Source organism: Campylobacteraceae bacterium (assembly GCA_013215945.1).
Classification (GTDB): Bacteria; Campylobacterota; Campylobacteria; order Campylobacterales; family Arcobacteraceae; genus NORP36.
Window position 1 is genome coordinate 128,881 of sequence record JABSOM010000004.1, and the last position, 23,883, is coordinate 152,763.

Below are 23,883 nucleotides of genomic sequence, written 5' to 3' on the forward strand. Positions count from 1 at the left end.
AGCCCTTTTTTGTACATTGTTTTTATCTATACTTTCGCATGAGTAAAAATGAGATATTAAACTATTTAAAAAATGCTAAAATCAAAGATCATATGTTAGCGCAGATTTGTTACTATTTTTCACTTGATTATACAGCTAGTACAACAGCTAAAGAGCTTAATTTAAGTAGACAAACCATTAATAACTATTACAAGATAATAAGAACCCTACTTCTTAGAAAACAAGAAGAATTGATGTTGGATATGGAAGAAACATCTTCTACAAATGGTTTTTCATTAAAATATCTTCAGTCCAGTTCTTATGTAAACTATTTTATTGAATACAATGAAAAAGTATTTATTATAGATTCTGATTCTACCTTAGTACCTAAGATTGATAATCTATTAAATGAAGATATAAAAAATTCTCTTCATAACAATTCAAAATCAAACTGCGCAAAAGTTTTATTTAATCAAAGAAAACAGAGTTATTTAGTGATGAGAATGTTAAATACAAGCAACAATATGCAAGAGTTTGTGGATAAAAGATTAAAAAAATTCAGAGGTTTAAATAAAGAGAATTTATTAGTGCATTTAAAAGAATCTCAATTTAGATTTAATTATTCAAATGAATATTTACACTCTACTGTTTTGTCTTTGTTAAACCTCAATACAAAATCTTGCACCTTCTAAATCATTAGAAACACTTAATTCACCGCTAAAATGTGTTTCAATAATCATTTTTGACATATACAATCCAATGCCTGAGCTGTTCTGTTTTGTTGTGAAATAGGGTTCAAATATTTTTTCTATGATATTCGGATTTATTCCACCCGCATTATCACTAACACTTAAACAACTTTTATTTTCTTTTGTATCCACGATTACTGTTATTAAAGGATCAGTAATCTTATTCAGAACAAGTGCATCTTTTGCATTTTTTAATAGATTTAGCAGTACTTGCGAATATTCATTTTCTATTGCTTTTATTTTTTTATCACTTTTTATAATATATTTAATCTTTATATTTGAAGATACTAAAGAAGGATGAATAATATCTATTGCTTTTTGCACTGCCATACTAATAAAAAACTCTTCTTTTATTTTTGAGAGTTTATAAAAGTCTTTAAAATTATCAATGGTTTTAGACATAAAATCCAACTGATTATTTGACTCTTCAAGTTTTTCCTCTAAATATTTTTTGCTTAAATCATTGTCATCACTTGCTAGTTGAAGGTTCATATTTATATAAGAAAGATGACTTAAGGGTTGTCTCCATTGATGTGCAATATTATTAATCATTTCACCCATAGAAGCTAATTTACTTTGGTGAACATACATTTTCTCTTTTTCTTTTTTTTCAAAAATTGTTTCTTTCAGTTTGTAACCTAAAGCAAAAGTCAGAACAAGTGACTCCATGGGTAAGCCAATATGTAAAGTATGTACAATATCCAAATCAAAGTAAGGCATATACTCAGTAATAAATAAACTGGCTAATAATACACACCAGCCAAGTACATAAAATCCCGAGCTTTTTGTACCCTTGAAATAAGATATACTTCCAGCAAGAACCAATGAGGCTATTAAAACACTACGTGGTAAATACAAATATAAAATTGAGTATTGAAGTAAACAAGCTAAAAGTAAATCAACAATATGTACATAGAGCAAAAAATTAAAGAAAGTATTTATTCTTTTCATTTTGTTTTTGGTATTTAAAATTTCTTTTGTAAATAAAATGGCAAATAAAGAAGCAAACGTTTCTGCTTGATCAATAATCATTTGTTCAATACTCGTAAAAAAAGTCTGATTTAGAATAGTAGGAATAAGATACAAAGTAATTAAAGCAGATAATTGCATGAGAGAATAATAAATAAAAGCTTTCTCAAATGTATAAAGAAATAAAATAAAATTATATAAAAATGCACAAAAAATAATAGCATAAGCAATTCCAAAAAACAGACCTTCATTTATTTGTAAACTTTTATATCTACTGTCATTAACCAGTATTCTTCCAAAATTAATTAATTGTGCTTCTTTGTGTACAAAATAAAAAACAATTTCTTCTGGACTGTCCTTATTAACATCAAAAATAAGAGAATCATAGGTTTTTTCATATTCAATATTTGCATAAAGTAAATCATTGACAGCTGTAACTACCTTAAGTGAATAGGTTTTATTTTCTAAAAAACGCTTATCAATGTGAAGTTTTATTGCTACTTGTTTAAATTTCTCTTTTTTGATATTGTATTTTTCATAAAGTTTATAATTAATAAAATCTTTTGAAAGATAGGCTTCTTTTATAATTTGATTACGTAAAGGAGCAGCTTCTAAATAAAAAAATAAACATAAAAAACAAACAATATATTTAATCAAGAACTTCAATCCTGTAGCCTACTTTTGCTACATTAATTAAACTATCAGCAGGAAGTTTTTTTCTAAGATTTCTTACAAGTGAGCGAATAGCATCTTCGCTCATTGACGAATCGTACCAAATTTTATTTTCAATTTCTTCATAAGAAACGACCCTACTCTCATTTTTATGCAAAATGTCCAAAAATAGAAGCTCATTCTTACTTACTTTTATACTTTTATTATTTTTAATAAGTGTTCGCTTGAAAGGATCGTAATAACACTCTTTAGAAATATATTTTACCCTGTGAGTATTTTCTTTTATATTTTTAGCACATTGTAATAGTACTGGAAACAAAATATTATGTCGGATGGGTTTAATCATATACTTAAGTAATCCCAGTTCCACAGCAGAAATTAAATAATTGGTATCTGTAAAAGCTGTCATCATTATTATTTGCGTATTTATTTTTTTTTCTCTTAGTTTTTTAACAAACTCAATCCCCGTCATTTTAGGCATCTTTATATCTGTAATAATAATATCCGGTTCATATCTTTCTACCATATCTAAAGCTTCAAGTCCATCTTTTGCTTCATAAACAAAAGGAAATAACCTTTCTAAATAAGAAACTGCATTTTTTCGTATGAATTCTTCATCTTCAACATATAAAATTTTGATATTTTTAAACTCTTCTCTTTTCATAAGCGAAGTATACATTAATTATAATAACAATTATCACAATCGTACATTTATATTTCTTTTTTTCCTAAATTCATTCTTTTTATTATATATCAGGCTTTTATATACTTTTTAATATAATAAACCCAAAATATCAATTAGAATGATAAGGACAAAGAGTGAGAATACTTTCAGGAATACAACCCTCAGGAACATTACATATAGGTAATTATTTTGGTGCTATGCAAAAAATAGTACAAGCACAAGAAGAAGGTGAACTTTATGCTTTCATAGCTTCGTATCATGCCTTAACTTCGGTTAAAAATAAAGATGAATTAAAAAACAATATTTTCGAAGTAGCTGCTAACTTTTTAGCAATAGGAATGGATCCTGAAAAATCTACATTTTGGGCACAACATGATGTAAAAGAAGTATTAGAACTGTACTGGATTTTGTCAAACTCTTGTTCTATGGGTTTATTAGAACGTGCACACTCTTACAAAGATAAAACATCAAGAGGTTTAGGCGCTAATCATGGTTTGTTTTCTTACCCTGTATTAATGGCTGCTGATATTTTATTATATGATTCACAAATAGTTCCTGTTGGAAAAGACCAAATTCAACATGTAGAAATGACAAGAGATATTGCAACATCATTTAACCATTTGTATGGAGATATTCTAACAATTCCTCAATCAAAAGTAGATGAAAAAGTAGCTACCGTTCCAGGAACAGATGGAGCTAAAATGTCTAAATCTTATGGTAATACTATTAATATGTTTGGAAGTAAAAAAGTCATCAAAAAACAAGTTATGGGAATAGTTACTGATTCTAAAGGCCTAGAAGATGTAAAAGATTATTCTACGTGTAATATTTATACTTTATGTAAATTATTCATGAATGAAAATGAACTAGCAAACTTAAGAGATAGATATGAAACACCAGGCGAAGGGTATGGGCATTTTAAACTAACTCTTCTTGATCAAATAACGCAATACTTTGCGCCCTACGCAACAAAAAGAGAAGCTTTGTTAGCCAATCCAAAACAAGTACAAGAAGCTTTAGATTTTGGAGCACAAAAAGCAAGAAAAGTAGCAGCTGCTAAAATGGAAATAATAAGAGATGCAGTAGGTTTATAGTTAAATTAAAAAAGAAGCTTTGTTTATTTTATTTTTATAGGCAATAAACTTAAAAAACTCAAGGCTTCTGGTAAAGAAAAATATGCACCTTTGATATCATTGTAAGCAGGGTCAATTAAATAGTTTTTTGAGCTTTCAAAATTGGCTTTTTTAAGGCTATTTTTTATAAATACGCTTTGTTCTAAATTACAATTATCAAAGAGTGCTTTTTCTAAATTACACTCTTCAAAACCTGTGTCTTTAATCTCTGAGTTTAAAAACTTCATTTGTCGTAAATCCAAAAGATGAAAAGAATTTTGAGAAAGATTACAGCCATCAAAAATAACATCAAAAGATTCAGAACAGGAACTCCACGAAAGTCCAATAAGTCTTGACTTTTTAAACGTAACATCATTAAACACGCAGTTTTTTAGCTCAACTAAAGACAAATCACAATCCGTAAAAGTACATTCAATAAACTTGCAATTATAAAAAACAGCCTTTGAAAAATCACATTTTACAAAAGTACAATTATCAAACTCAATATCTTCTAGATTTTTATCCGTATATTGTTCAAACTCTTCTTCCCAGTAATCATTTTTTGAAAACATAACACTCTTTTTTATTTTGATTTTATCATATTAAGAATAAATAATACTAAAGTATTAACACATATTGTTTAACAAACCTTCATTTTTATAACACAGATTTTTAAATTGACTTTGGAGATATTCACTGCTTCCAATACAATGTTCCATACTTTGTGATATCAATGATATTTCACTGTAAGCAATTAGAGCATCTTGTTTAACTCTCTTTGAAAAAAAACCTTCAAGTATAAATGCAAACATATCTCCTGTAGTATTAAGATAATAAGCAGTGTTTTTTTCTTCATTGCAGATACAAAAATCCAAACAATCCAAACAAATTTCCAGTGTTCTATTAATAGATTCTATACTTGTATCTTGTATTATAATGTTTCTATTCGTTTCAAAAGCAAGCGTATAAAAAGAAGATGCTTCTTTTTCTTGCCCATACATAAATACGCTATGAGCTTGTAATTTGTATTGATTGTATTGATTTATCAGTATATTTGTTCTTTCAAGCATTTAATACTACTTACAATTTACTGTGTAGTCCACACTCACGATTAGCTAAACCTTTAGTGGGATCAAAATAATTTTTTACATTCTCTAAATTATGCTTTTTTAAATACGCATTCATATCTTCTTCTTTAAAATGAAGTAAGGGTGCAACTTTAAGAACTCCATTAAGTCCTGTTGAAAATACTTCCATATTCCCTCTTAGTTCTGTTTGTTCACTTCTAATAGCAGTAAACCATACATCAGGGCTTTCTTCTTTCATAGCTCGTTTAAAGGGCTCTAACTTAAACTGCTCCGTAAATAAATCATGTCGTTCATCATCAAGTTCTGGAATTCCTCCAAAAACACAATCATTTCTCATAGTACTCACCTTTGGAGTATAGATTTTAATATTTAATTTTAAAGCTTCGATGATTTTTTGTGCCACTAAATAAGTCTCTCTTGTGTTATATCCTGAATCAATCCAAATTACATGAATATCAGGTTTTATTTGTGTCACCATATGTAAAATTACTGCTTCGTGATATCCAAAGTTGGTAGTAACTAAAGGTTTAGAAGAATTTTTCAGTACCCAGGAAATAATTTCTTCTGGTGTTTTACTTCCTAAATCTTTGTTCATTTTTTTAATATCTATCATTGTATTTCCTATTTAAGGTACATTAAATTAATAATAATTATTACTATTGTATTTAAAATTTCCTAAATATTTGATTATTGTTTTAAATTAATTTTACACTTCATAAACAATCACAAGGGACAAGATTCATTTTTATACTTTAGTAAAAAAATATCTTTTAGGTTTTGATTTAAACCATTGCTATTAAACATTATAATTTCACGATAATATCGTTGAAAAGAAGAATGTGTAAAAATAGATTTTCCACCATTTAAGACCATTGCAGTTGTAATTAATTCTTGTACAAATAAAAACAACTCTACTCTTAATATACTCAATTCTTTTGCATCCGTACATGCTATAACTGATTCTTGTTTCTTTTTTAAAAGTAGTTTTGATTCTGTTTTAAAACTAATATTATTGGACTCTTTAATAGCAGCTTTTCCCAAACCGTAAATACAGTAATGTATGCTCTTAGCTAAAGAACGATTTTTAGAATAATTACCCAAGTTATGTGAAGATACAATATTTTTATCTTTTACAAAAAAATCTTTTAATTCAATATTTACTGTGTTTATTGAATATCCTACAAAAGTATCACAAGCAGGTGAAATGATAAAACCTTTTCTATTTTTAAAAGAGCTTAATACTTCTAATTCATACTCTTTATAATGAAAACCTATTAATAAAGAATCAAATATTGTATAACCACTGGCCCATGTTAAAGTACCTGTTAATAGATATCCATTTTTAACTTTTCTTCCCTGTACTTGTGTGGTTTTTAAATGCAAATGATTAATAGCAATACCACATTTTTTTTTAAAAAACCGTTCTTTTCTTGCAAAGTTATTTTTATTCATAATGGCATTTGCTGCAAGTATTTGAATAGCCAAAAAAGCAAGAGATCCAGAAAGCTCAGAAAATGTTGACAATAAAATGGCTTTGTATTTTTCTTGTAAAGCTGAAGAATATTTATATAAAGCAAAAGTATCGTTATCAAAAGCAATATCAAAGGCATTTTTCAAAGTATTTTTATCTTCATCCATAACATGTAAAGCTAAGTTTTTGATTTTACAAAGGGTGCTTTTTATTTTCTTATTGTAATTCATTGATTTTATCTTTGTTCCAAAAGTAAATTTTTATAATATTCATAATCATCATGTTAAAAAAAGACAGTTAAAAGTTAACATCTCTTTGTCTAACATAAGGGGGGATATTTATTATTACCACTCTTTTATTCTTGCAATAAGATAATTATATTAGTTATTTAGTTAATCTACTATTAAATTCACTGCTTCTTAAATAATTTGATTTTGTGCCATCAAAATTTGGATAATTTGATTTTTTGTCCTCAAAATTTCAAAATAAATATTTTTTATTCTAGAAAAATAAATAAAAATATAATTTTAAATAATATTTTTTATGCTTATTTTACGCCTAAACTCTTTTTATATATGAATAAATAATTTATATAAAATTACGAGTAAAGGACTTGTAAATAAACACTTAACACAAAAACTTTACTATTACAAATATTTTATATAAAGGATTTGTATTGTACAGATTATTATTTGGTCAAAAAAGAGTATTCGAAGATTTATCGTTGTTGTTACTTAGGTTATTTATGGGAGGGACTTTTATTGTTTATGTAAGTAAAAAAATACTTAATTTTGATAATTATGTCATTTTGTTTTCAGATAAATTAGATTTACCTTTGCCTTTACTAAATCTTTATTTAGTGATTGCAGTTGAAGCAATAGGAGGAGTATTACTTCTAATAGGATTATTTACGAGATTGGCAACAATACCATTAATTATCACCATGATTACCGCATTATTCTTAGTCAATTTAGAAAAAGGTTTTGCAGCATCCAATTTTGGTATGGAAATACCACTTGCGTATATATCCATTTTATTTGTATTATTTGCATTTGGATCCGGTAAATTTAGTCTAGAAAATAAAAAAACAAGTGAATAAATATTCACAGTTTACACTTTATTTTTAAGAAAATTTAAAAAAATCACATTCTAAAGGATCTTAACTCTGACGTTAATAAAGCTAAATCTTTTATTTTTTAGCCCAAAATGCTGAAAACTGTTAGTACATTTTATCACAGAGAGTGCAGGAACAAGAGAGAATTTTTGGACTTAGCTAACAAATAAAAATATTTAGGCACCCGAAGGGCTTTATCAATGTGTCAGTTGCTTTCTTGTTTCTTCTTTTCAAGAAAAGAAGATGCTAGAATGTACAGAGAAAATTCTGCTTGCAGACAAAATAAACGCAAAGGTCACTTTGTATGAGCTCTTAAATAATTACTTTATAAAAAGTTGAGATTCGTCCTCAGGGGCTAAGTAGCTTATTAATAAAGTGATAAAACAATACTCTTTTTCTTGTATAAGAATGATTATGATAATATCTATCAAAAAAATTTGGAATATTTATGATAGATTATTATAAAGAACTTTTTTATTATGTACAACGCATGGTTAGAGACAAAGATAAAACGCAAGATGTCATTCAAGAAACATATGCTAGAGCCATAGAAGTAGACTCACGAATTAAAATCATTAATAAGCGCGCCTATTTATATAAAATGGCTCGAAATATTGTAATTGATGAAATAAATAAAAATAAAAATATCTCAAAAGTAGCGTATGAGGACAATTCAAATATAATACCTGCATCTGAACAACCAGAAGAAATAATATTAAATCAAAGTTTAGAAAATAATTTAATGGATATCGTAAAAACTCTGCCTTCACGATCAAAACAAGCCTTCATTTTACATACAATTGATGGATATTCAAGAAAAGAGATTGCCTTAAAAATGGGAATTACGATAAATGCTGTTGAAAAACATATTACAAGAGCAACTATGAAAATCCAAGAAAAATTAGAAGAGGTTGAAGCATGAAAAATTTAACAACAATTAATCAAATAGCAAGTTATTGGATAGCCTTAGAGAAAGAAGGGTTTTCACCAAGTGAAGAAAAAGAATTTAATACTTGGCTAAAAACGAATACTTTACATGAAGAAATATTTGTGAAAGCCAAAAAAACACAAAATTTGTTTAAAAACTTAAGTAAAAAAAATTCACAACAATTAAGTACTTATGCGAATAAAGCTGCTTTTAGAACAAAAATAATTGAAAAAACAAAACCTTTATTAATGGCTGCAGTATTTATATTAAGCATAGGTTTTGCAGTTTTTGAAGTCCATGATTATTACACTCCTTCTTACAGTAAAATATATATCACCAATAAAAATATTATCAAAACAATCAAACTTCCTGATAACTCTTTATTAAGTTTAGATGCAAAATCACAAATGCAAATTGATTTATTCTCTCATAAAAGAGAAATCTCACTTTTATATGGAAGAGCTATGTTTAATGTAGCAAAAGATAAAAACAGAGTGTTTACCATACAAGCAGGAAAAACCTTGATTGAAGTAATAGGCACAAAATTTGAAGTAAATAAAGAAAAAAACAAAACCTATGTTACAGTTGAAGAAGGAAAAGTAAAAGTTTCTTATATTCTTGCTTCTGGAAAAAATAAAAGTATTGTGCTTTTACTTAAAGGTGAGACCCTAAGTTTAAATAATAATGGGAAAGTAGAAAAGTATGAAAAAAGAGATATTTCATCCTTGGCTTCATGGAGAGAAAATCTACTAATCTTTAAAGAAACTTCCCTGAATGATGCCTTTAAAGAATTTTCTAGGTATAAACACTTTGATGTTTTATACAAAAACAATGAAATTAAAGATTTTCTTATCTCAGGGAAATTTACTAAAGATGAGTTTCAGATATTCTTAACAACCCTTCCTAAGATTTATCCCATTAAAATCACTAAAAATAAGAATTTAATACAAATTTCAAAAATAAATTAAATTCGTGTCCGCTTTTTGTTCTTTTTTAGTCTTATAGTTCAAGAGAATGATTATCAGAATTATTTTCATACAATTTAAAATAAATTTAATTAAATTGCTTTAATTCTAAGGAGAACAGATGAATATAAAAAAAACAGTATTATTAAGTCCCCTTGTGGCTATTTTATTAGCTTCAAATGTATATGCAGCACAAAACTTTTCCATCAAAGCACAAAGTTTACAAGAAGCAATACAAAGTATTTCAAAAAAAGCAAAAATACCTTTTATAGTCGATGCCGTACTATTAAAAGGAAAAACCTCTAAGAGTATTAAAAATATTGAAGGTCTACAAAATGCCTTAAATAAATTACTTGAAAAAAGTGGTTTAAAAGCAAGTATAGAAGATGGCGCAATTATTATTAAACAAATAATAATTATAAAAAATACTTATTCTTCAAATTTAGGAGAAGTGGAAGTTATTGAAAGATCAGGTAATATTACAGAAAAAAGTGGTTCTTATACTATTAGTTCTATGAATAGTGCTACAAAAATGAACTTATCTATTTTAGATACACCACAAAGTGTAAGTGTAGTTACAAGAGAAAAAATGAACGACTTTTCACTTAATACAATCAATGATGTTTTACATCAAGTGCCAGGAATTACTGTTGAATTAAGAGAACCTAACAGAGCTAAATTTACAGCAAGAGGTTTTGCTATTAGTAATTTACAAATGGATGGTTTATCTTTACCACTTGATGCTGAATATTCAATGGGAGGCGTTGCAACTGAGATTTTTGATCATATTGAAGTAACTAAAGGTGCTACTGCTCTTACAAGTGGTGCAGGAGATCCAAGTGCAAGTATCAATCTTATTAGAAAAAGACCTACAAAAGAAGCACAACATTCTGTTGATGTAAGTTTAGGTTCATGGAATAATAAAAAAATAATGGTGGATAGTAGTGACTCAATTAATGAAAACTTTAGAGCAAGAATTGTTGCTTCCTACGAAAAATCAGACTCTTATTTAGACAGATATAATTTCGATAATAACTTATTTTATGCTATTTTTGAAGCAGACTTAAGTGATGATACTTTACTCTCTTTTGGTTTTTCACGTTATCAAAATAACACAAATGAAGGGCCATGGGGAAGTTTACCTTTATATTATACTAATGGTAATGCTACATCTTATGATGTTTCTAAAAACACCTCATCTGATTGGTCATTTTGGGATACTACTAAAAGTGAAGCTTTTATACAAATTGATCAAAACTTAAAAAATGACTGGAAATTACAAAGTGTTTTTAAACATAATACGCACAAAGAGCGTTCAAATTTGTTTTATATGTATGGAACTCCCACACAAGGCGATGAATCAGGACTAAAAGCAAGCCAAAGTGATTATTCTATTGATGTAAAAGAAAATCTTTTTGACTTATCTGTAAATGGGCCTTTTACATTAGCAAATAGAGAACACGAAGCAGTAATTGGAGTAAGTATTGCTCAAAGTTCTATTATAAAAGATTCCTTAAATGCAGATAATGGATATCCTATTATTCCAAACTTTGGCACTTGGAATGGAAGTATTGATAAGCCTAACTTTATTACAAACAGTAAGCCTTCTGCTGATTTTACAAACAAACAAATAGCAATATATGCAGCAAGTAATATAAATATAACCGATTCACTTTCTTTATTATTAGGTTCACGAATATCGAATTGGGAAACAAAAGGTTACAGTTACAAAAACAGTGTCAACTCAAAAGATAAAAATGTTCTGACACCTTATGCGGGAATAGTATACAAACTTAATGACAATCAAAGTATTTATGCAAGTTATACAACGTCGTTTAAACCTCAGGAAAAAATAGATGCCAATTTTAAACAAATCGAAGCCAGTGAGGGAAAAAACTATGAACTTGGAACAAAAGCAACATTTTTCGATGGCGCATTAAATGGTACTTTTTCTTTATTTAAAACAAAACAAAAAAATGTTGCTTCAAAAGGAGCAAAAATATCAGGAATACAAACCTATGATGTGGATGAAGGTTTAGAAAGTAAAGGGTTTGAAGTTGAACTAGTAGGAGAAATATATAAGAATTTGAACCTAAGTTTTGGATATACTAATCTCCGTATTAAAGACCTAGATGATAACGTAGCAAAAACATATATTCCCCAAGAAACAATAAAAATATCTACTTCATATAACTTTGAATCCTTGCCTGCATTAAAAATTGGAACCAGTCTAAGATGGCAAGATGATATTTATAGAAATCAAAAACTAGCAACACAAGGGCCTAAAACAGGAGAAATGATTGTTTCTAAACAAAAAGCCTATACCATTATTGATATTATGTCATCGTATAAAATAAGTAAAAACGTATCTACTTCTTTTAATATAAAGAATATTACCAATAAAAAATACTATTCTAGTTTGTACTGGGCTCAAGGTTCTTATGGTGCACCAAGGTCTTACCATTTTAATTTAAAATGGACATTCTAGTAAATGACTAAGTCACTTCGTAGTATTCACAAATATTTGTCCTTAGCGGTATTTATACCCATTATAATTATTTCATTAAGCGGATCTATTCTTGTTTATAAATATGAAGTTGACAACATTTTAATGCCTAAAGTAACAAAAGTACAGATAAAAAAGAAACAACTTTCTTATGAAAAATTAAAAAAAATAGTGAATCAAAGCCAGCCTAGGCACGAAATTGTAGGCTGGTTAATTCCCACTAAAAAAGATCAAGCTCACAGAGTTTATTTAATCAAACACCATACGAAAATATGGGAATCTCTTTACTTAAACCCTTATACAGGTGAATTACTAGACGTATTAAAAAACCATGATTCTTATTTTAGCGATATTATAGTAGAACTTCATGCAAATTTTCTTCTGGAAAAAAAGGGGTTATATTTGCTTTTACTTGTTGGGATTTTTTATTGTTTTATAGCCATAAGTGGCATTATTATTTATAAAAACTTTTGGAAAAACTTTTTTATACTCAGATTTAATAAAAACCTTTTAGTATATTTTAAAGATTTTCATAAAATGATTGGGATTCTATCTTCTCCACTTATCTTAATCATAGCGATAATAGGCAGTTATTGGAGTATTAATTCCATATTAAAAAAAGAAATTCCTTATCATGTCAAAGAAAATTTATATAATAAAAATCTTTCACTTGATACCTTACATCAAGAAGCAAAAAATAGTATAAAAGATTTTAAACTTACCTATATCAGTTTTCCATATAAAGGAAAAAAACAGCTCAGCTATTATGGAGAAATAAAATCTCAAAACATTATTCATAATCAGTATTCAAGCAGCATTATTTTTGACAAACACACAGGAAATATTATAAGAGTATCTAATGTCAATGATTTATCAATATACCACAAGTTTCTAGGAAGTTTGAGAAAACTTCATTTTGGTTATTATAATGAAGGCACAAAATTATTTTGGTTTTTTCTTGGATTAAGTCCACTCTTGTTAAGTATTACAGGTATTACTTTAATGTATAAAAAAAGAAAAAAATAGTTATTTTCTATTCATTAAAGTGAGAGTAATGAAATACCAAGTAGTAAATAATATATATTGTATTTCGTTTATATAAAAAGTCTTTTTATATTCCTCTATATAACACTAGGTACAAGGGAGAGTACTAATATTATTGCCATAATAACATTAAAGCGTTTTATACCCTTAGGACTTTTAATAAGTTTTTTAAGAACTACTCCACCTATAGCCCAAGAATTTGCGGAAACAAGCACCGTTAAAAAGAAGATGATACTTATTATTATGATTTGTATACTTGCATACTCAACAGATGTAACATATACAGACATACCCGTAATAATTTTAATCCAGTTTTTTGGATTTAGCCATTGAAACAATACAATAGGCAAAAACTTCATGGGTTGAGAGTCTTCATCCTTTTTTTTGAATTCTGGACTTGAATTTGCAATTTTCCAAGCTAAAAAAAGTAAATAGGCAATTCCTATGACTTTTAATACGTCCAAAGCAGAAGGATAGATTTTAAAAAACTCTCCTAATCCAAGCCCCACAAAAATAGTCATTAAAGGAAAACCAAGAACAACGCCTAACATATGAGGAACAGTTCTTCTGTATCCAAATGTTAAACCAGAAGATAAAAGCATGATATTGTTAGGCCCTGGCGTAATAGAGCTTGCAAAAGAGAACATAAAAATTGATATTAAGATTGTTAGAGTAAATGTTTCCATAATACTATTTCCTTAAATATTTTCTAGGTTTATATCTTTTTAGCGATAAAGATATATTTATCCGCATCTTCATCACTGTGAAGATTAAAATTAATTATTTGCTCTATTTTGAAACCACAAGAACTTAATAGAGTTTTTAAATAATCTAAAGCATGATAGTATTGGGTAATACTGTCTTGTTCTTTAGTATAGGTATTGTTTTTAGTTTTTGAAAACAGTGTCATATCTGTTTTTAATTCATTGTTTTCAAAAATTGCATCTATGGCTATAAATTTATCTTTTTGATTAATGTTTAAAGAACCTTGAGCTATTTCTTCAAAACCAAAAAGGGTATTAACATCAAAGATAAAATATCCATTAGGGTTTAATATTTTGTGGGTATTTTTTAAAAAGTCTTCTAAAGAGGTTTTTGGAATATAATTAAGCACATCAAAAATAGCTGTTGCACAAGCAAAAGTATCTTCTACTTCTTTTACATCTATGGCATCTGCACGTAAGTTAAAACTTTGGCAGACTTTTATTTGTTCTACACTTAAATCTATTCCATACACTTCTATACCATTGGCTAAAAGATGCATCATAAATGCACCTTGACCACAACCAATATCGATAATATCGTTTAAATTCTTTTCAAAAATAAGACCTAAAAAAGCTGAGTGTAATTCTTTTACTTCCTCTTCTAATTCTAAATAAGGTTCAATTTTTGAATATAAATCCAATCCCACTATAAAACAGCTTCTATTTTCTCTTTTAATGAAAAAATCGCTGCTTTTTTTGAGTAATAAGCATTTTTATTTACAATTAAATGAGCAGACGTTTCCATAATAGTAGCCCCTACTTCTAAACCGTTTTGTTTCATTGTTGCACCTGTTTCAACAATATCAACAATACAATCAGCAAGTCCAACCAAAGGTGCTAATTCAATAGAACCATAAAGTTTAATAATTTCTACTGCCATTGCTTTTTTTTCAAAGTATTTTTTAGCAATTACTTCATGTTTTGTTGCTACTTTTATAATACTCTTACTCCAATCCAGTTCTTCTCCCGCTCGAAGACCAATTGCAACCTTACATTTACCTAATTGTAAATCTAGTAGTTTAATTAAATCGTATTCTTTTTCTTCTAAAACATCTAATCCAACTACTCCTAAATCAGCAGCACCATGCATAACATAGGTTGGCACATCTTGATTTCTTACATTTAAAAATGTAAATCCCGCTTTTACTAAAATTAGTTTCCTGTCTTCAAATACAAATTTTTCTCCAAAAGCTTTTTCAAACTTCTCTAGAGTATCTTGTGCTATTCGTCCCTTAGGTAATGCAATTGTTAGCATTAATAAGTCCTTTCATATTGTTAAAAATTAAATGTTCATCGTAGGTACACGTAGGAAAAAAAGAAGAAAGTTCTTTTGCATCCCCACCAGTAATTATGATTTGTTTGTTTTTTGCAAACTCTTTTATGGGTAAAATAATTGCTTTTAATATCCCATAAGAGATTGCTTCTTGCGTACTTAATGGGATTTTATCTAAATCTTGCTTTAAATTTAAATCATAGTTTAAAACAGGAGATATAGTAGGATATAAATCATGGAGTTTTTTTAAACCTGGAAGAATAAAACCACCTCTGTGAATTCCATTTTCCATTAAATCTACTTTTATACAAGAACCCGCATCTATTATTACTTCATTTTTGGCATTTAAACACGCCAGTTTTCGATCAAGTCCCAAACCTTTATATCGCGTAGGGAAGTTCAAATATTTTTCTACATCTATTAATGTATTTGTCGTTTCTTTTAACCTTGCAAGTGCAGTTAAATTAACAGATATATAATAAATAGGCTCATTAAAAACAGGAAGTGTTTCATTCATATAATATTTTTTAGATTCATTGTTAATTAAAAAATGAAAAGAGGTATTTCCAATATCACATAAAATCAATTTCAATTCTCCAATCATTTTCTTCAAGATATTTTTTAGACTTAGAACAAAGAGGCGAAGATATTAACAAAATTTTCTTTTTAAAATTGTGTTCTTTATATAAAGCCAGATTTTCACATAAAATCATAAGTTCATCCGCATTTTTTCTTATAAATCTTGATTTTGCCACTAATATAAAAATAGCATAAAACTCTCTTTTAACACTGGTTGCTGTAAAAATATCTATTTTTTTTCTTGTACCCAAATCTTTTAGATTAATAGCTTCTATTTTTTTAAATAAAATATTCTTCTCTAAAAAGTAACCTGTTATGTCTTTCAATATTTTTCCATTTTTTGTGAATTATAGCGTAGTTTGAGAGTTTTTTGAAGGCTTAAGAACAAGGAAAATAGTATTTCCTTGTTTGTTTAATTTATTTTTTACTTAGGGGATGAGTTGAAGCAAAGTTTTTAGCTATGTTTGTAGCTTCAGGACTACATTTGGGATGTCCCCATCCACTTTTACTTATTTTATTTGTAATGTCATTTACTATATTATCACTACCATCACTGTTAACTCCACCAGGAATAGTATCAAGTTTTAATGCAGATCTCAGTTTCCATGCAATATTGTGATCCGCACAAGAGCTGTCTCCACTTACACCTAAAGCCCCAAGAAGTTCGCCACTTTTAGAATATAAAGCCAAGCCTCCACCAAATACATTTACTCCGCCAATTTTTTTACCTACCATGTAGTCATTTTTCATACCAATAGTTTCATTTGAGCCGCCATATGCAACACTGGTATCTACAGGATTACTGTGTTGAAGTCCAAATAAACTTCCCCCATCTTGAGTTGCTGTAAATAAGTTTGCAGTTGAAAGAGATAAGTTTGTTAAACTAAAAGCATTAGCCGTATTTGCTTTTTGAGCTGAAATCACTCTACTTCCTGGCCATTGATCTGCTCTTGTTTTTCCTGAAAAAGTTACTACTTTTACTACCCCATCTCTATTAACAAGTGTAGCCCACATGTTTAATGAAAAACCACCATTGTTTTCTTTTACAATTTTAATTAATTCTTTTTTTACTTCATCATACGTAGGTAAAACTTCCATTGAACTTTTTGCTTCACTTAAACTAGCTACTAACATTAGTGCTGAAAATATACCTGTGTTAATTTTGTTTTTAATCATTTTTTTTCCTTTTTGATTTCTCTTTTTATATGAGAATAATGCTAGAATACTAGCAAAGCATAGTATGTTCGTCAAGAAGTTTACCTTTGGTAGGATAGTATACAAAAGGTTTGATTTGTGCTAAAACAGTGCTTTAATTAAAATAAAAAAATGAGAATTTATGCCAAATGTAAGACAAAATAAAGTGCATTGCAATAATTATACATCTGAAATTGAAATCACAGTAGAAATATTAAGTGGAAAATGGATTGTGCTTATACTTTCGCATTTAAGTGAAAAAAAAATAATACGCTTTAATGAGTTCAGAAAAGTATTACCAGATATAACTCAAAAAATGTTATCGCAACAGCTAAAAAAACTAGAGCAAAATAAAATAATTTCAAAAAAAATCTACAATGAAGTACCACCAAAAGTAGAATATATGTTAACAAAAGAAGGTGAGAAACTTATTCCAATTATGGAAAAAATGCAGCTGTGGGGACAAGAATATTTAAAGAAAGAATAGCCCTGACTATTTTTTCTTTATTTCTAAACGTTGAGCTCGCACAGTAATATCTGTAATAACCCCATTAAAGTTAAGAATATCTATTACTGTAGATGCGATATCTTTAGCTAATAAATGGGTATTTTCTTTTTCACTTGGTTCAAAATTCAAAGCATCGAAAAAAGAAGTTTTTGTAAGGTCTGGATTAATAGATGTTACTTTAACATCAGCTCGTCTTAACTCTTCAAATAATGTTAAAGAAAAGTCCCTTAAACCTGCTTTACTTGCTGTGTACAAAGCAGAAAACTTTGAATGTTTTGTAGCTTCAATGGAAGCTATATTTATAATATGACCTTTTGTTTTTTTCAAAGATCTTAATAAAAGTGACGTTAAAATAATAGGCGCAGTCAAATTCACATCAATTAATTCTTTTATTTTTGCAACTTCGATTTCTTCATGGGGTTTAAATATTCCAAAACCAGCACAATTTACTAAAACAGATATATCTTTCGTTTTTAAAAGTTCTTTGATTTCTTTCTCTAAAGATATACTATCTTCTAATCTTGATTTTAAACGAATGATTTCATAGTTATTTTCCTCTAAACTCACGCATATTTCTTTTCCAATACCAGAGCTATAACCTGTAACCACTGCTGTCATTTTAAGCCTTCTTTTTATAGTAAATTAAAACAATTATACTTAAAATAAACAAAAGTGAATAAATAATATAGGAAAGGTATTCTTTAATTAAGTCTTGCTTATCACCTATGTAATAACCCAAAAGAGTAAGAATTACAACCCAAATACTAGCACCCAGTGTAGTATAAAAACAAAAAGTAAAAAGGTTCATCTTTGCAAGCCCTGCAGGAAAAGAAATAAGCTGTCTAATTCCAGGGATCAATCTTCCTGTAAATGTAGATATATGCCCATGACTTAGGAAAAAGTCTTCCATTTTTGTTATAGTAGCTTCACTAATAAAAGCGTATTTACCAAAACGAATTAATAAAACACGTCCCAGTTTTAATGCAAGAAAATAATTAAATAAAGCCCCTGCTAAACTTCCCGAAATCCCACAAAATAATACAGCTGCCATATTCATTTCACCTTTATATACTAAATAACCAGCTGGAACCATAACAATCTCAGAAGGAAAAGGGAAAAAAGTACTTTCTAAAAACATCATAATAAAGATTCCAGCATATCCAAAACTAGAAACTATATCTACAATATAAAGAGCAATATCATGTAACATCAAGAGCCTTGATTTTAGAATAGTAGGATGTTTTCATTCTGTCTTCCATGTCATCATTCGTAGCATATTCATAACCAAAAACTTCTTTCCATAAAGTATGATTTTCCATACATAAATAAAAATACACATCTTCATGCCAAGCTTTAAAGGAATCGTAAGCATGTTTAAACATTTCTCTTTTTACATCTAAAGAATAAGAAACTTTTCCATTGGCATTTTCAAAAGGCATTTGTAAAATCTTTGTTTTAAAAGAACGGGCTTGAATTTTTTTAATCACAGGTTTAATAAAAGTTAGTGTTCCAAAAGATATCAAAACTACTTTTTTTGAATCAAACATATCAACCACACGTTTGTATACTTCCCCATACTCTTCTAAATAATTCTCATACTGAACAATGGGATGAAAATGAAAACCAATTAGAACATTTTTATCACTTAAAGCTTTTGCAGCAGCAAGCCTTTTATCTAAACTTGCAGTTAAGTGTTCTTCATTGGTAATAATAGTAGGCGTACTTAAAGACCAAGTACAAATGATATTTTTAGGAACATCATTTTCTAAAAAATATTTAATATTATTTGATTTTGTTTTAAACTCTAAAATCACATTAGGGTTTGCACGTGCGAAATCAAAAAGTGCATCTAAAATACCTTCTTTGTTTCCCCACATTAAAGAATCAGAACTTTGTCCTGTTCCAATGTGATACATTTTAGAAGGGTCCAGTTTAAGTGAGAGTAAGTTCTTTTTAAAATTCTCATCAAAACCAATTTTATTTTGATTGTAAAAAGATTGAATGGAACAATACGAACAATCAAAACCACAGGACTGTACGGCATCAAGAGTCATTAAATTACAGCATCGTGTACCTGAACTTGCTACAGGACAGGCCCCAAGTGCAGAAGTATCACTTTTAAATTTAGTAAAAGATACTTTCCTTACATCTTTTTTATACAAGTCTTTTGAAAAGTTACTGTACGAATTGGGTTTGTTTTTCAAAGCTGTCCAAACTCCCCTTATATGATTAAAGGCTTCTTTTTTAGAAGAATATTCATCTTTGAAAATATTAACAATATTATCTTCATTCCATAAAACAAAATCGATTGAGAAATCAATTATTTGTTTTAATTCTTGATAAGAAAATTTGTATTCCAAGAATTTTTCTTTGACAAACGTTTGGTTGTCTAAACTTAGATTTTTATAATTTGTTTTTAAAATATGTTCATTAAATTTGTTCAAACTCATAATAGGTGTTTCCATTCTTTAAAGGTATTTTGTATCAATTGTATTACAAAAGATTTTGTAGGTATTTGTTCTTCTAAATGATCAGAGACCACTTTTATTATATAGATATCTTCTAGGTGAAAAGAAGCTATTTCATCAAAATATTGGCTTTCCATATCCACTAAAACGGTAGAAATTTGATTTTTATTAGTACATATTGTATCTAATGTTGTAATTCTTGCATGGTTTAAGTTTTCAAGTTTTTTATTCGTACAAAAAAGACTTCCAATTTTTATATTTTCATCTACACATCCTGCAATACCTAAATTAATAGCTTTTGATATTTGATAGTTTTTAAATATATATTTTAAAGTATTTTGTGTATTAATTTTACCTACGCCAGAAATCACTATTACTAGTGTATCATTGCTGTATATTTTAATGTGTGTTGCTTGGTTTGGTTTTGTTCTATCAAGTGATAGTTTGTAATAGTTAATAAGTGCTTGTGCCTCACAAAGTAAGGCACAATGAATTAATGTTTTAAACATTAAAAGTGTGTTAAGACTAAGCCTTAACGTTCTTTTTTAATTCTTTAATTCTAGCAGCTTTACCAGTTAATCCTCTTAAGAAATGTAACTTAGCTCTTCTAACTCTACCTCTTCTTAGTACTTCAAAAGTTTTGATTGAATCAGAGTATAATGGAAAGATTCTTTCAACTCCAATTTGATTTGCAGCAATTTTTCTTACTGTAAATGTAGCTGCAGTACCTTCTGCATGTCTAGCAATAACTATACCTTCAAAAGATTGAACTCTTTTTTTAGTCCCTTCTTTAATTTCAATACCAAGTCTTACTGTATCTCCAGCTCTAAACTGAGGGATTTCTTTAGACTCCATTTGTGCTGCTTCAAAGCTAGCAATATATCTGTTTTTCATTTCTTTTCCTTATTAGGTCTGTAATATCTTGTTCTACAAATAGACATTTTTAATTTTAAGTCGTGAATTTTACTATGATTTCCCTTTAAGAATTCTTTAGTGACACTTAAATTTTGGAAATTTTCAGGTTTCGCAAAAGATGGCGCTTCTAAAAGATTGTTTTCATAGGATTCCATGTCCAAGGATTGGGCATTTCCAAGTACTCCTTGTACATTTCTAGAAATTGCATCTGCCATTACTAAAGAAGGCAATTCTCCTCCTGTTAAAACATATTCACCAATACAAAACACTTCATTGGCATATTTTTCAATAACTCTCTCATCAATTCCTTCATATCTACCAGAAACAAAAACAATATTTTTTTTCTTAGCAAGTCGTTTTGCATCGTTTTGTTTGAAAGCTTTTGCAGCAGCTAAGGGAAAAATAATATATGCATCTTCATTTTTAGCTTTTATGTCATCAAGGCAATCAAATAAGGGTTGGCAAGTCATTAACATACCAGCTCCTCCACTGATTATTTGTTTATCAACTTTATGATGTTTATTAGTAGTATAAGCTCTGGGATCATAAAACTCGTAAGATATAAAATTTGAAGCAATGGCCCTTTTTAAGATAGAGTCTTGAAAATAAAACTCTATTAAATTAGGGAACAAAGTAACAAAAGTAAAATTCATTTTTTTCCTTATACATTATTCAATACAAAATTCTTTTTAATCATTATATTATGAAAAATATTTTAGTGAATAATTGTAAGTTTCTTTCTTTAGTAAATTTAGGCTAGAATGTAAGCCAAAATTTCTATAAAGATATGACATGATAACATTAACTGACATAAACCAAGCAAAAGAAAAATTAGAAGGAATAATAAATAAAACTTCTATTACGTACGCACCTTTTTTAAGCCAAGATTCAAAAGGGCAAGTTTACTTAAAAAAAGAGAACTTACAATTAACAGGTTCTTTTAAATTAAGAGGTGCTTTTAATAAGATTTCAACGCTAAGCCAAGAAGAAAAAGACAGAGGAGTAGTTGCAGCTAGTGCTGGAAATCATGCCCAAGGTTTATCTTATGCTGCCAAACATTTTGGAATAAGTGCAACTATATTTATGCCTGAATCAACACCTCTTACTAAAGTATCTGGGGTTAAACTTTATGGTGCGACTGTTGTTTTACAAGGTGCTAATTATGATGAAGCATATGAAGCAGCAAAAGAATTTTCAAATAAAAACAATCAGCCTTTTATTCATCCTTTTGCTGATGATAAAGTTATTGCGGGACAAGGAACACTTGGTCTTGAAATTCTTGAGCAATGTGAAAACGTAGAAGAAATACTTGTTCCTATTGGTGGTGGAGGTTTAATTGCAGGAATTGCAATTGCTGCTAAAAGTATGAATCCTGATATCAAAATAATTGGAGTAGTTGCAACTGGTGCTAGAGCAATGAAAGAATCTTTTGAAGCCAAACTACCTATTGATTCTAAAAGTGTTAAAACCATAGCTGATGGAATAGCAGTACGCTGTGTTATGCCAAAAAACCTGGACTATGCCCTTGAATATGTAGATGAAATTGTTGAAGTAAGTGAACAAGAAATTGCCAATGCTATTTTATTTTTATTAGAGCGTCATAAATTAGTTGTTGAAGGAGCAGGCGCTGTTACTGTGGCTGCTATTATGCATAAAAAAGTTGATATTGAAAATAAAAAAGTCTGCGCATTAGTAAGTGGTGGTAATATTGATGTTACTATGCTTTCTTTAATAATCGAAAAAGGTTTGGTTAAATCTTATAGAAAATTAAATTTATTGGTTACGTTAATGGATAAACCAGGTGCGTTAATGGATATTACAGATGTGTTTACACAATGTGATGCGAATATAGTACAAATTGATTTTGATAGAAATTCTGTAGAAATTGATTTTGGAGAAGCGTATGTAACTATTGCTTTAGAGACAAAAGGTCCTGAGCATCAAAAAGAAATAAAAGAACATTTGAAAAATAATGGTTACAAATTTAAACAAATATAAGTTTTTGCTTAATGATTCATAAGGTATTTAGATTAATGTCATTATAATACGTGAAATAATTAATAAATAGAAACAACAAAATAAAGGAAGACAATGGAAGGAAGACTATTTACGTTCTTAGGTGCTATTGGTGGGCATGGTCAAGAATGGATAATCTTATCGCATTATGCATTAGTAATCGGTATTATCGTTTTATTAGTAAGAGCAGCTACGAGTAAGATACAATTAGTACCATCTGGTACACAAAACGTTATGGAAGCATATATTACAGGTATTATCGCAATGGGTAGTGATAGTATGGGTGAAAAAAATGCTAGAAGATATTTACCATTAATTGGTTCATTAGCGCTTGTAATTTTTTTATCAAATATGATGGGAGTTATTCCAGGTTTTGAATCTCCTACTTCAAACATTAACTTTACTGCTGCATTAGCAATTATGGTATTTGTATACTATAACTATGTAGGTATTAAAATCAATGGTTTTGTGAATTACTTCAAACACTTTATGGGTCCTATGCCTATATTAGCACCTTTGATGTTTCCAATCGAGATTATATCTCACTTCTCAAGAATCATATCTTTAGCATTTAGATTATTTGGTTCAGTAAGAGGGGATGATATGTTCTTAATGGTATTATTAATGTTAGTTCCTTGGATTGTGCCTTTACCTGGGTTTTTCTTATTAACTGCATTTGGTGTACTTCAAGCCTTTATTTTTGCAATGTTAACATATGTTTATATTGCAGGTTCAGTTATGATGGCTGAAGAAGATCACTAGTAATTTAGCTTAATTTTTAAAAGGGGAGACAGAAATGTTTCCCCTTTTTTTATGTCTGATAATTATTATTTTAATTTTTTAGGTATAAAAAGTATTTTATACTGTTATTTTTATCTTTATTT

28 protein-coding genes are annotated in these 23,883 nt (G+C 28.4%); 10 read left to right on the forward strand and 18 right to left on the reverse strand.

Going from position 1 to position 23,883, the window contains the following annotated elements; translation table 11 throughout:
* Positions 1–38 precede the first annotated feature (38 nt).
* Positions 39–671, forward strand: coding sequence for a hypothetical protein (locus tag HRT41_05600; protein ID NQY23485.1), 633 nt, complete (start codon positions 39–41; stop codon positions 669–671).
* On the opposite strand, the gene HRT41_05605 is transcribed toward HRT41_05600, so the two are convergent.
* Together HRT41_05605 and HRT41_05610 are read right to left on the reverse strand one after the other, a co-directional pair.
* A complete protein-coding gene (locus HRT41_05605) occupies positions 639–2,354 on the reverse strand; it encodes a sensor histidine kinase (protein ID NQY23486.1) in 1,716 nt (571 codons plus the stop codon). The genes HRT41_05600 and HRT41_05605 overlap by 33 nt on opposite strands.
* Complete coding sequence (locus HRT41_05610) at positions 2,347–3,033, reverse strand: response regulator transcription factor (protein NQY23487.1); 687 nt, start codon at positions 3,031–3,033, stop codon at positions 2,347–2,349. The genes HRT41_05605 and HRT41_05610 overlap by 8 nt, the downstream gene beginning before the upstream one ends.
* A 155-nt stretch (positions 3,034–3,188) precedes the next feature.
* Here HRT41_05610 and trpS point away from each other — a divergent pair, with 155 nt between their 5' ends.
* Positions 3,189–4,148, forward strand: a complete 960-nt coding sequence (gene trpS, locus HRT41_05615; protein NQY23488.1) for a tryptophan--tRNA ligase — start codon at positions 3,189–3,191, stop codon at positions 4,146–4,148.
* Positions 4,149–4,171: 23 nt separating this feature from the next.
* Here the strand turns inward: trpS and HRT41_05620 are convergent, their stop codons facing one another.
* The 4 genes from HRT41_05620 to HRT41_05635 form a co-directional block, all read right to left on the reverse strand.
* Entirely contained in the window at positions 4,172–4,738 is a 567-nt protein-coding gene (locus tag HRT41_05620; GenBank protein ID NQY23489.1) for a pentapeptide repeat-containing protein, read from the reverse strand.
* 54 nt (positions 4,739–4,792) lie between these two features.
* Positions 4,793–5,236 carry a hypothetical protein gene (locus HRT41_05625; protein NQY23490.1) on the reverse strand — a complete coding sequence of 148 codons (444 nt, stop codon included), beginning with the start codon at positions 5,234–5,236 and terminating at the stop codon, positions 4,793–4,795.
* Positions 5,237–5,246: 10 nt separating this feature from the next.
* Entirely contained in the window at positions 5,247–5,867 is a 621-nt protein-coding gene (locus tag HRT41_05630; GenBank protein NQY23491.1) for a phosphoadenosine phosphosulfate reductase family protein, read from the reverse strand.
* A gap of 110 nt (positions 5,868–5,977) precedes the next feature.
* Positions 5,978–6,955 carry a hypothetical protein gene (locus tag HRT41_05635; protein ID NQY23492.1) on the reverse strand — a complete coding sequence of 326 codons (978 nt, stop codon included), beginning with the start codon at positions 6,953–6,955 and terminating at the stop codon, positions 5,978–5,980.
* Positions 6,956–7,401: 446 nt separating this feature from the next.
* Here HRT41_05635 and HRT41_05640 point away from each other — a divergent pair, with 446 nt between their 5' ends.
* From HRT41_05640 to HRT41_05660, 5 genes are all read left to right on the forward strand, one after another.
* Entirely contained in the window at positions 7,402–7,824 is a 423-nt protein-coding gene (locus tag HRT41_05640) for a DoxX family protein (protein NQY23493.1), read from the forward strand.
* A gap of 463 nt (positions 7,825–8,287) precedes the next feature.
* Positions 8,288–8,761 carry an RNA polymerase sigma factor gene (locus tag HRT41_05645; protein NQY23494.1) on the forward strand — a complete coding sequence of 158 codons (474 nt, stop codon included), beginning with the start codon at positions 8,288–8,290 and terminating at the stop codon, positions 8,759–8,761.
* Complete coding sequence (locus HRT41_05650; protein NQY23495.1) at positions 8,758–9,735, forward strand: FecR domain-containing protein; 978 nt, start codon at positions 8,758–8,760, stop codon at positions 9,733–9,735. The genes HRT41_05645 and HRT41_05650 overlap by 4 nt, the downstream gene beginning before the upstream one ends.
* A 118-nt stretch (positions 9,736–9,853) precedes the next feature.
* Positions 9,854–12,220, forward strand: a complete 2,367-nt coding sequence (locus HRT41_05655) for a TonB-dependent siderophore receptor (GenBank protein ID NQY23496.1) — start codon at positions 9,854–9,856, stop codon at positions 12,218–12,220.
* A gap of 3 nt (positions 12,221–12,223) precedes the next feature.
* A complete protein-coding gene (locus tag HRT41_05660; protein ID NQY23497.1) occupies positions 12,224–13,264 on the forward strand; it encodes a PepSY domain-containing protein in 1,041 nt (346 codons plus the stop codon).
* Positions 13,265–13,359: 95 nt separating this feature from the next.
* Here HRT41_05660 and HRT41_05665 read toward each other — a convergent pair whose 3' ends face one another.
* The 6 genes from HRT41_05665 to HRT41_05690 all read right to left on the reverse strand — a co-directional run bounded on the left by HRT41_05665 (position 13,360) and on the right by HRT41_05690 (position 17,074).
* Positions 13,360–13,971, reverse strand: a complete 612-nt coding sequence (locus HRT41_05665) for a LysE family translocator (protein ID NQY23498.1) — start codon at positions 13,969–13,971, stop codon at positions 13,360–13,362.
* 26 nt (positions 13,972–13,997) lie between these two features.
* Positions 13,998–14,693: a class I SAM-dependent methyltransferase gene (locus HRT41_05670; GenBank protein ID NQY23499.1), complete on the reverse strand. Its 696-nt coding sequence runs from the start codon at positions 14,691–14,693 to the stop codon at positions 13,998–14,000.
* Positions 14,693–15,301: an ATP phosphoribosyltransferase gene (locus HRT41_05675; GenBank protein ID NQY23500.1), complete on the reverse strand. Its 609-nt coding sequence runs from the start codon at positions 15,299–15,301 to the stop codon at positions 14,693–14,695. Before HRT41_05675 ends, HRT41_05670 begins: the two co-directional genes overlap by 1 nt.
* Complete coding sequence (locus tag HRT41_05680; GenBank protein ID NQY23501.1) at positions 15,279–15,923, reverse strand: type III pantothenate kinase; 645 nt, start codon at positions 15,921–15,923, stop codon at positions 15,279–15,281. The genes HRT41_05675 and HRT41_05680 overlap by 23 nt, the downstream gene beginning before the upstream one ends.
* Positions 15,892–16,224, reverse strand: coding sequence for a hypothetical protein (locus tag HRT41_05685; GenBank protein ID NQY23502.1), 333 nt, complete (start codon positions 16,222–16,224; stop codon positions 15,892–15,894). The genes HRT41_05680 and HRT41_05685 overlap by 32 nt, the downstream gene beginning before the upstream one ends.
* Positions 16,225–16,315: 91 nt before the next feature.
* Positions 16,316–17,074: a heme-binding protein gene (locus tag HRT41_05690; protein NQY23503.1), complete on the reverse strand. Its 759-nt coding sequence runs from the start codon at positions 17,072–17,074 to the stop codon at positions 16,316–16,318.
* A gap of 160 nt (positions 17,075–17,234) precedes the next feature.
* Here HRT41_05690 and HRT41_05695 point away from each other — a divergent pair, with 160 nt between their 5' ends.
* On the forward strand, positions 17,235–17,579 hold the full coding sequence (locus tag HRT41_05695) for a helix-turn-helix transcriptional regulator (GenBank protein NQY23504.1): 345 nt from the start codon (positions 17,235–17,237) through the stop codon (positions 17,577–17,579).
* Between the two features lie 6 nt (positions 17,580–17,585).
* Here the strand turns inward: HRT41_05695 and HRT41_05700 are convergent, their stop codons facing one another.
* The 6 genes from HRT41_05700 to trmD are packed head-to-tail and all read right to left on the reverse strand — an operon-like array spanning position 17,586 to position 21,636.
* Positions 17,586–18,218, reverse strand: a complete 633-nt coding sequence (locus tag HRT41_05700; protein ID NQY23505.1) for an SDR family NAD(P)-dependent oxidoreductase — start codon at positions 18,216–18,218, stop codon at positions 17,586–17,588.
* Between the two features lies 1 nt (position 18,219).
* Positions 18,220–18,810 (reverse strand): DedA family protein, encoded by a 591-nt coding sequence (locus tag HRT41_05705; GenBank protein NQY23506.1) that lies wholly within the window; start codon positions 18,808–18,810, stop codon positions 18,220–18,222.
* Positions 18,800–20,050: a hypothetical protein gene (locus tag HRT41_05710; protein ID NQY23507.1), complete on the reverse strand. Its 1,251-nt coding sequence runs from the start codon at positions 20,048–20,050 to the stop codon at positions 18,800–18,802. The genes HRT41_05705 and HRT41_05710 overlap by 11 nt, the downstream gene beginning before the upstream one ends.
* A complete protein-coding gene (locus HRT41_05715; GenBank protein NQY23508.1) occupies positions 20,047–20,577 on the reverse strand; it encodes a hypothetical protein in 531 nt (176 codons plus the stop codon). The genes HRT41_05710 and HRT41_05715 overlap by 4 nt, the downstream gene beginning before the upstream one ends.
* A 16-nt stretch (positions 20,578–20,593) precedes the next feature.
* Positions 20,594–20,962, reverse strand: a complete 369-nt coding sequence (rplS, locus tag HRT41_05720; protein ID NQY23509.1) for a 50S ribosomal protein L19 — start codon at positions 20,960–20,962, stop codon at positions 20,594–20,596.
* Positions 20,959–21,636, reverse strand: a complete 678-nt coding sequence (gene trmD / locus HRT41_05725) for a tRNA (guanosine(37)-N1)-methyltransferase TrmD (protein ID NQY23510.1) — start codon at positions 21,634–21,636, stop codon at positions 20,959–20,961. Before trmD ends, rplS begins: the two co-directional genes overlap by 4 nt.
* A gap of 139 nt (positions 21,637–21,775) precedes the next feature.
* Between trmD and HRT41_05730 the strand changes: the two genes are divergently transcribed.
* Together HRT41_05730 and HRT41_05735 are read left to right on the forward strand one after the other, a co-directional pair.
* Positions 21,776–22,981: a threonine ammonia-lyase gene (locus tag HRT41_05730; GenBank protein NQY23511.1), complete on the forward strand. Its 1,206-nt coding sequence runs from the start codon at positions 21,776–21,778 to the stop codon at positions 22,979–22,981.
* A 93-nt stretch (positions 22,982–23,074) separates the two neighbouring features.
* Positions 23,075–23,761, forward strand: coding sequence for a F0F1 ATP synthase subunit A (locus tag HRT41_05735; GenBank protein NQY23512.1), 687 nt, complete (start codon positions 23,075–23,077; stop codon positions 23,759–23,761).
* The last annotated feature ends 122 nt before the right edge of the window (positions 23,762–23,883 follow it).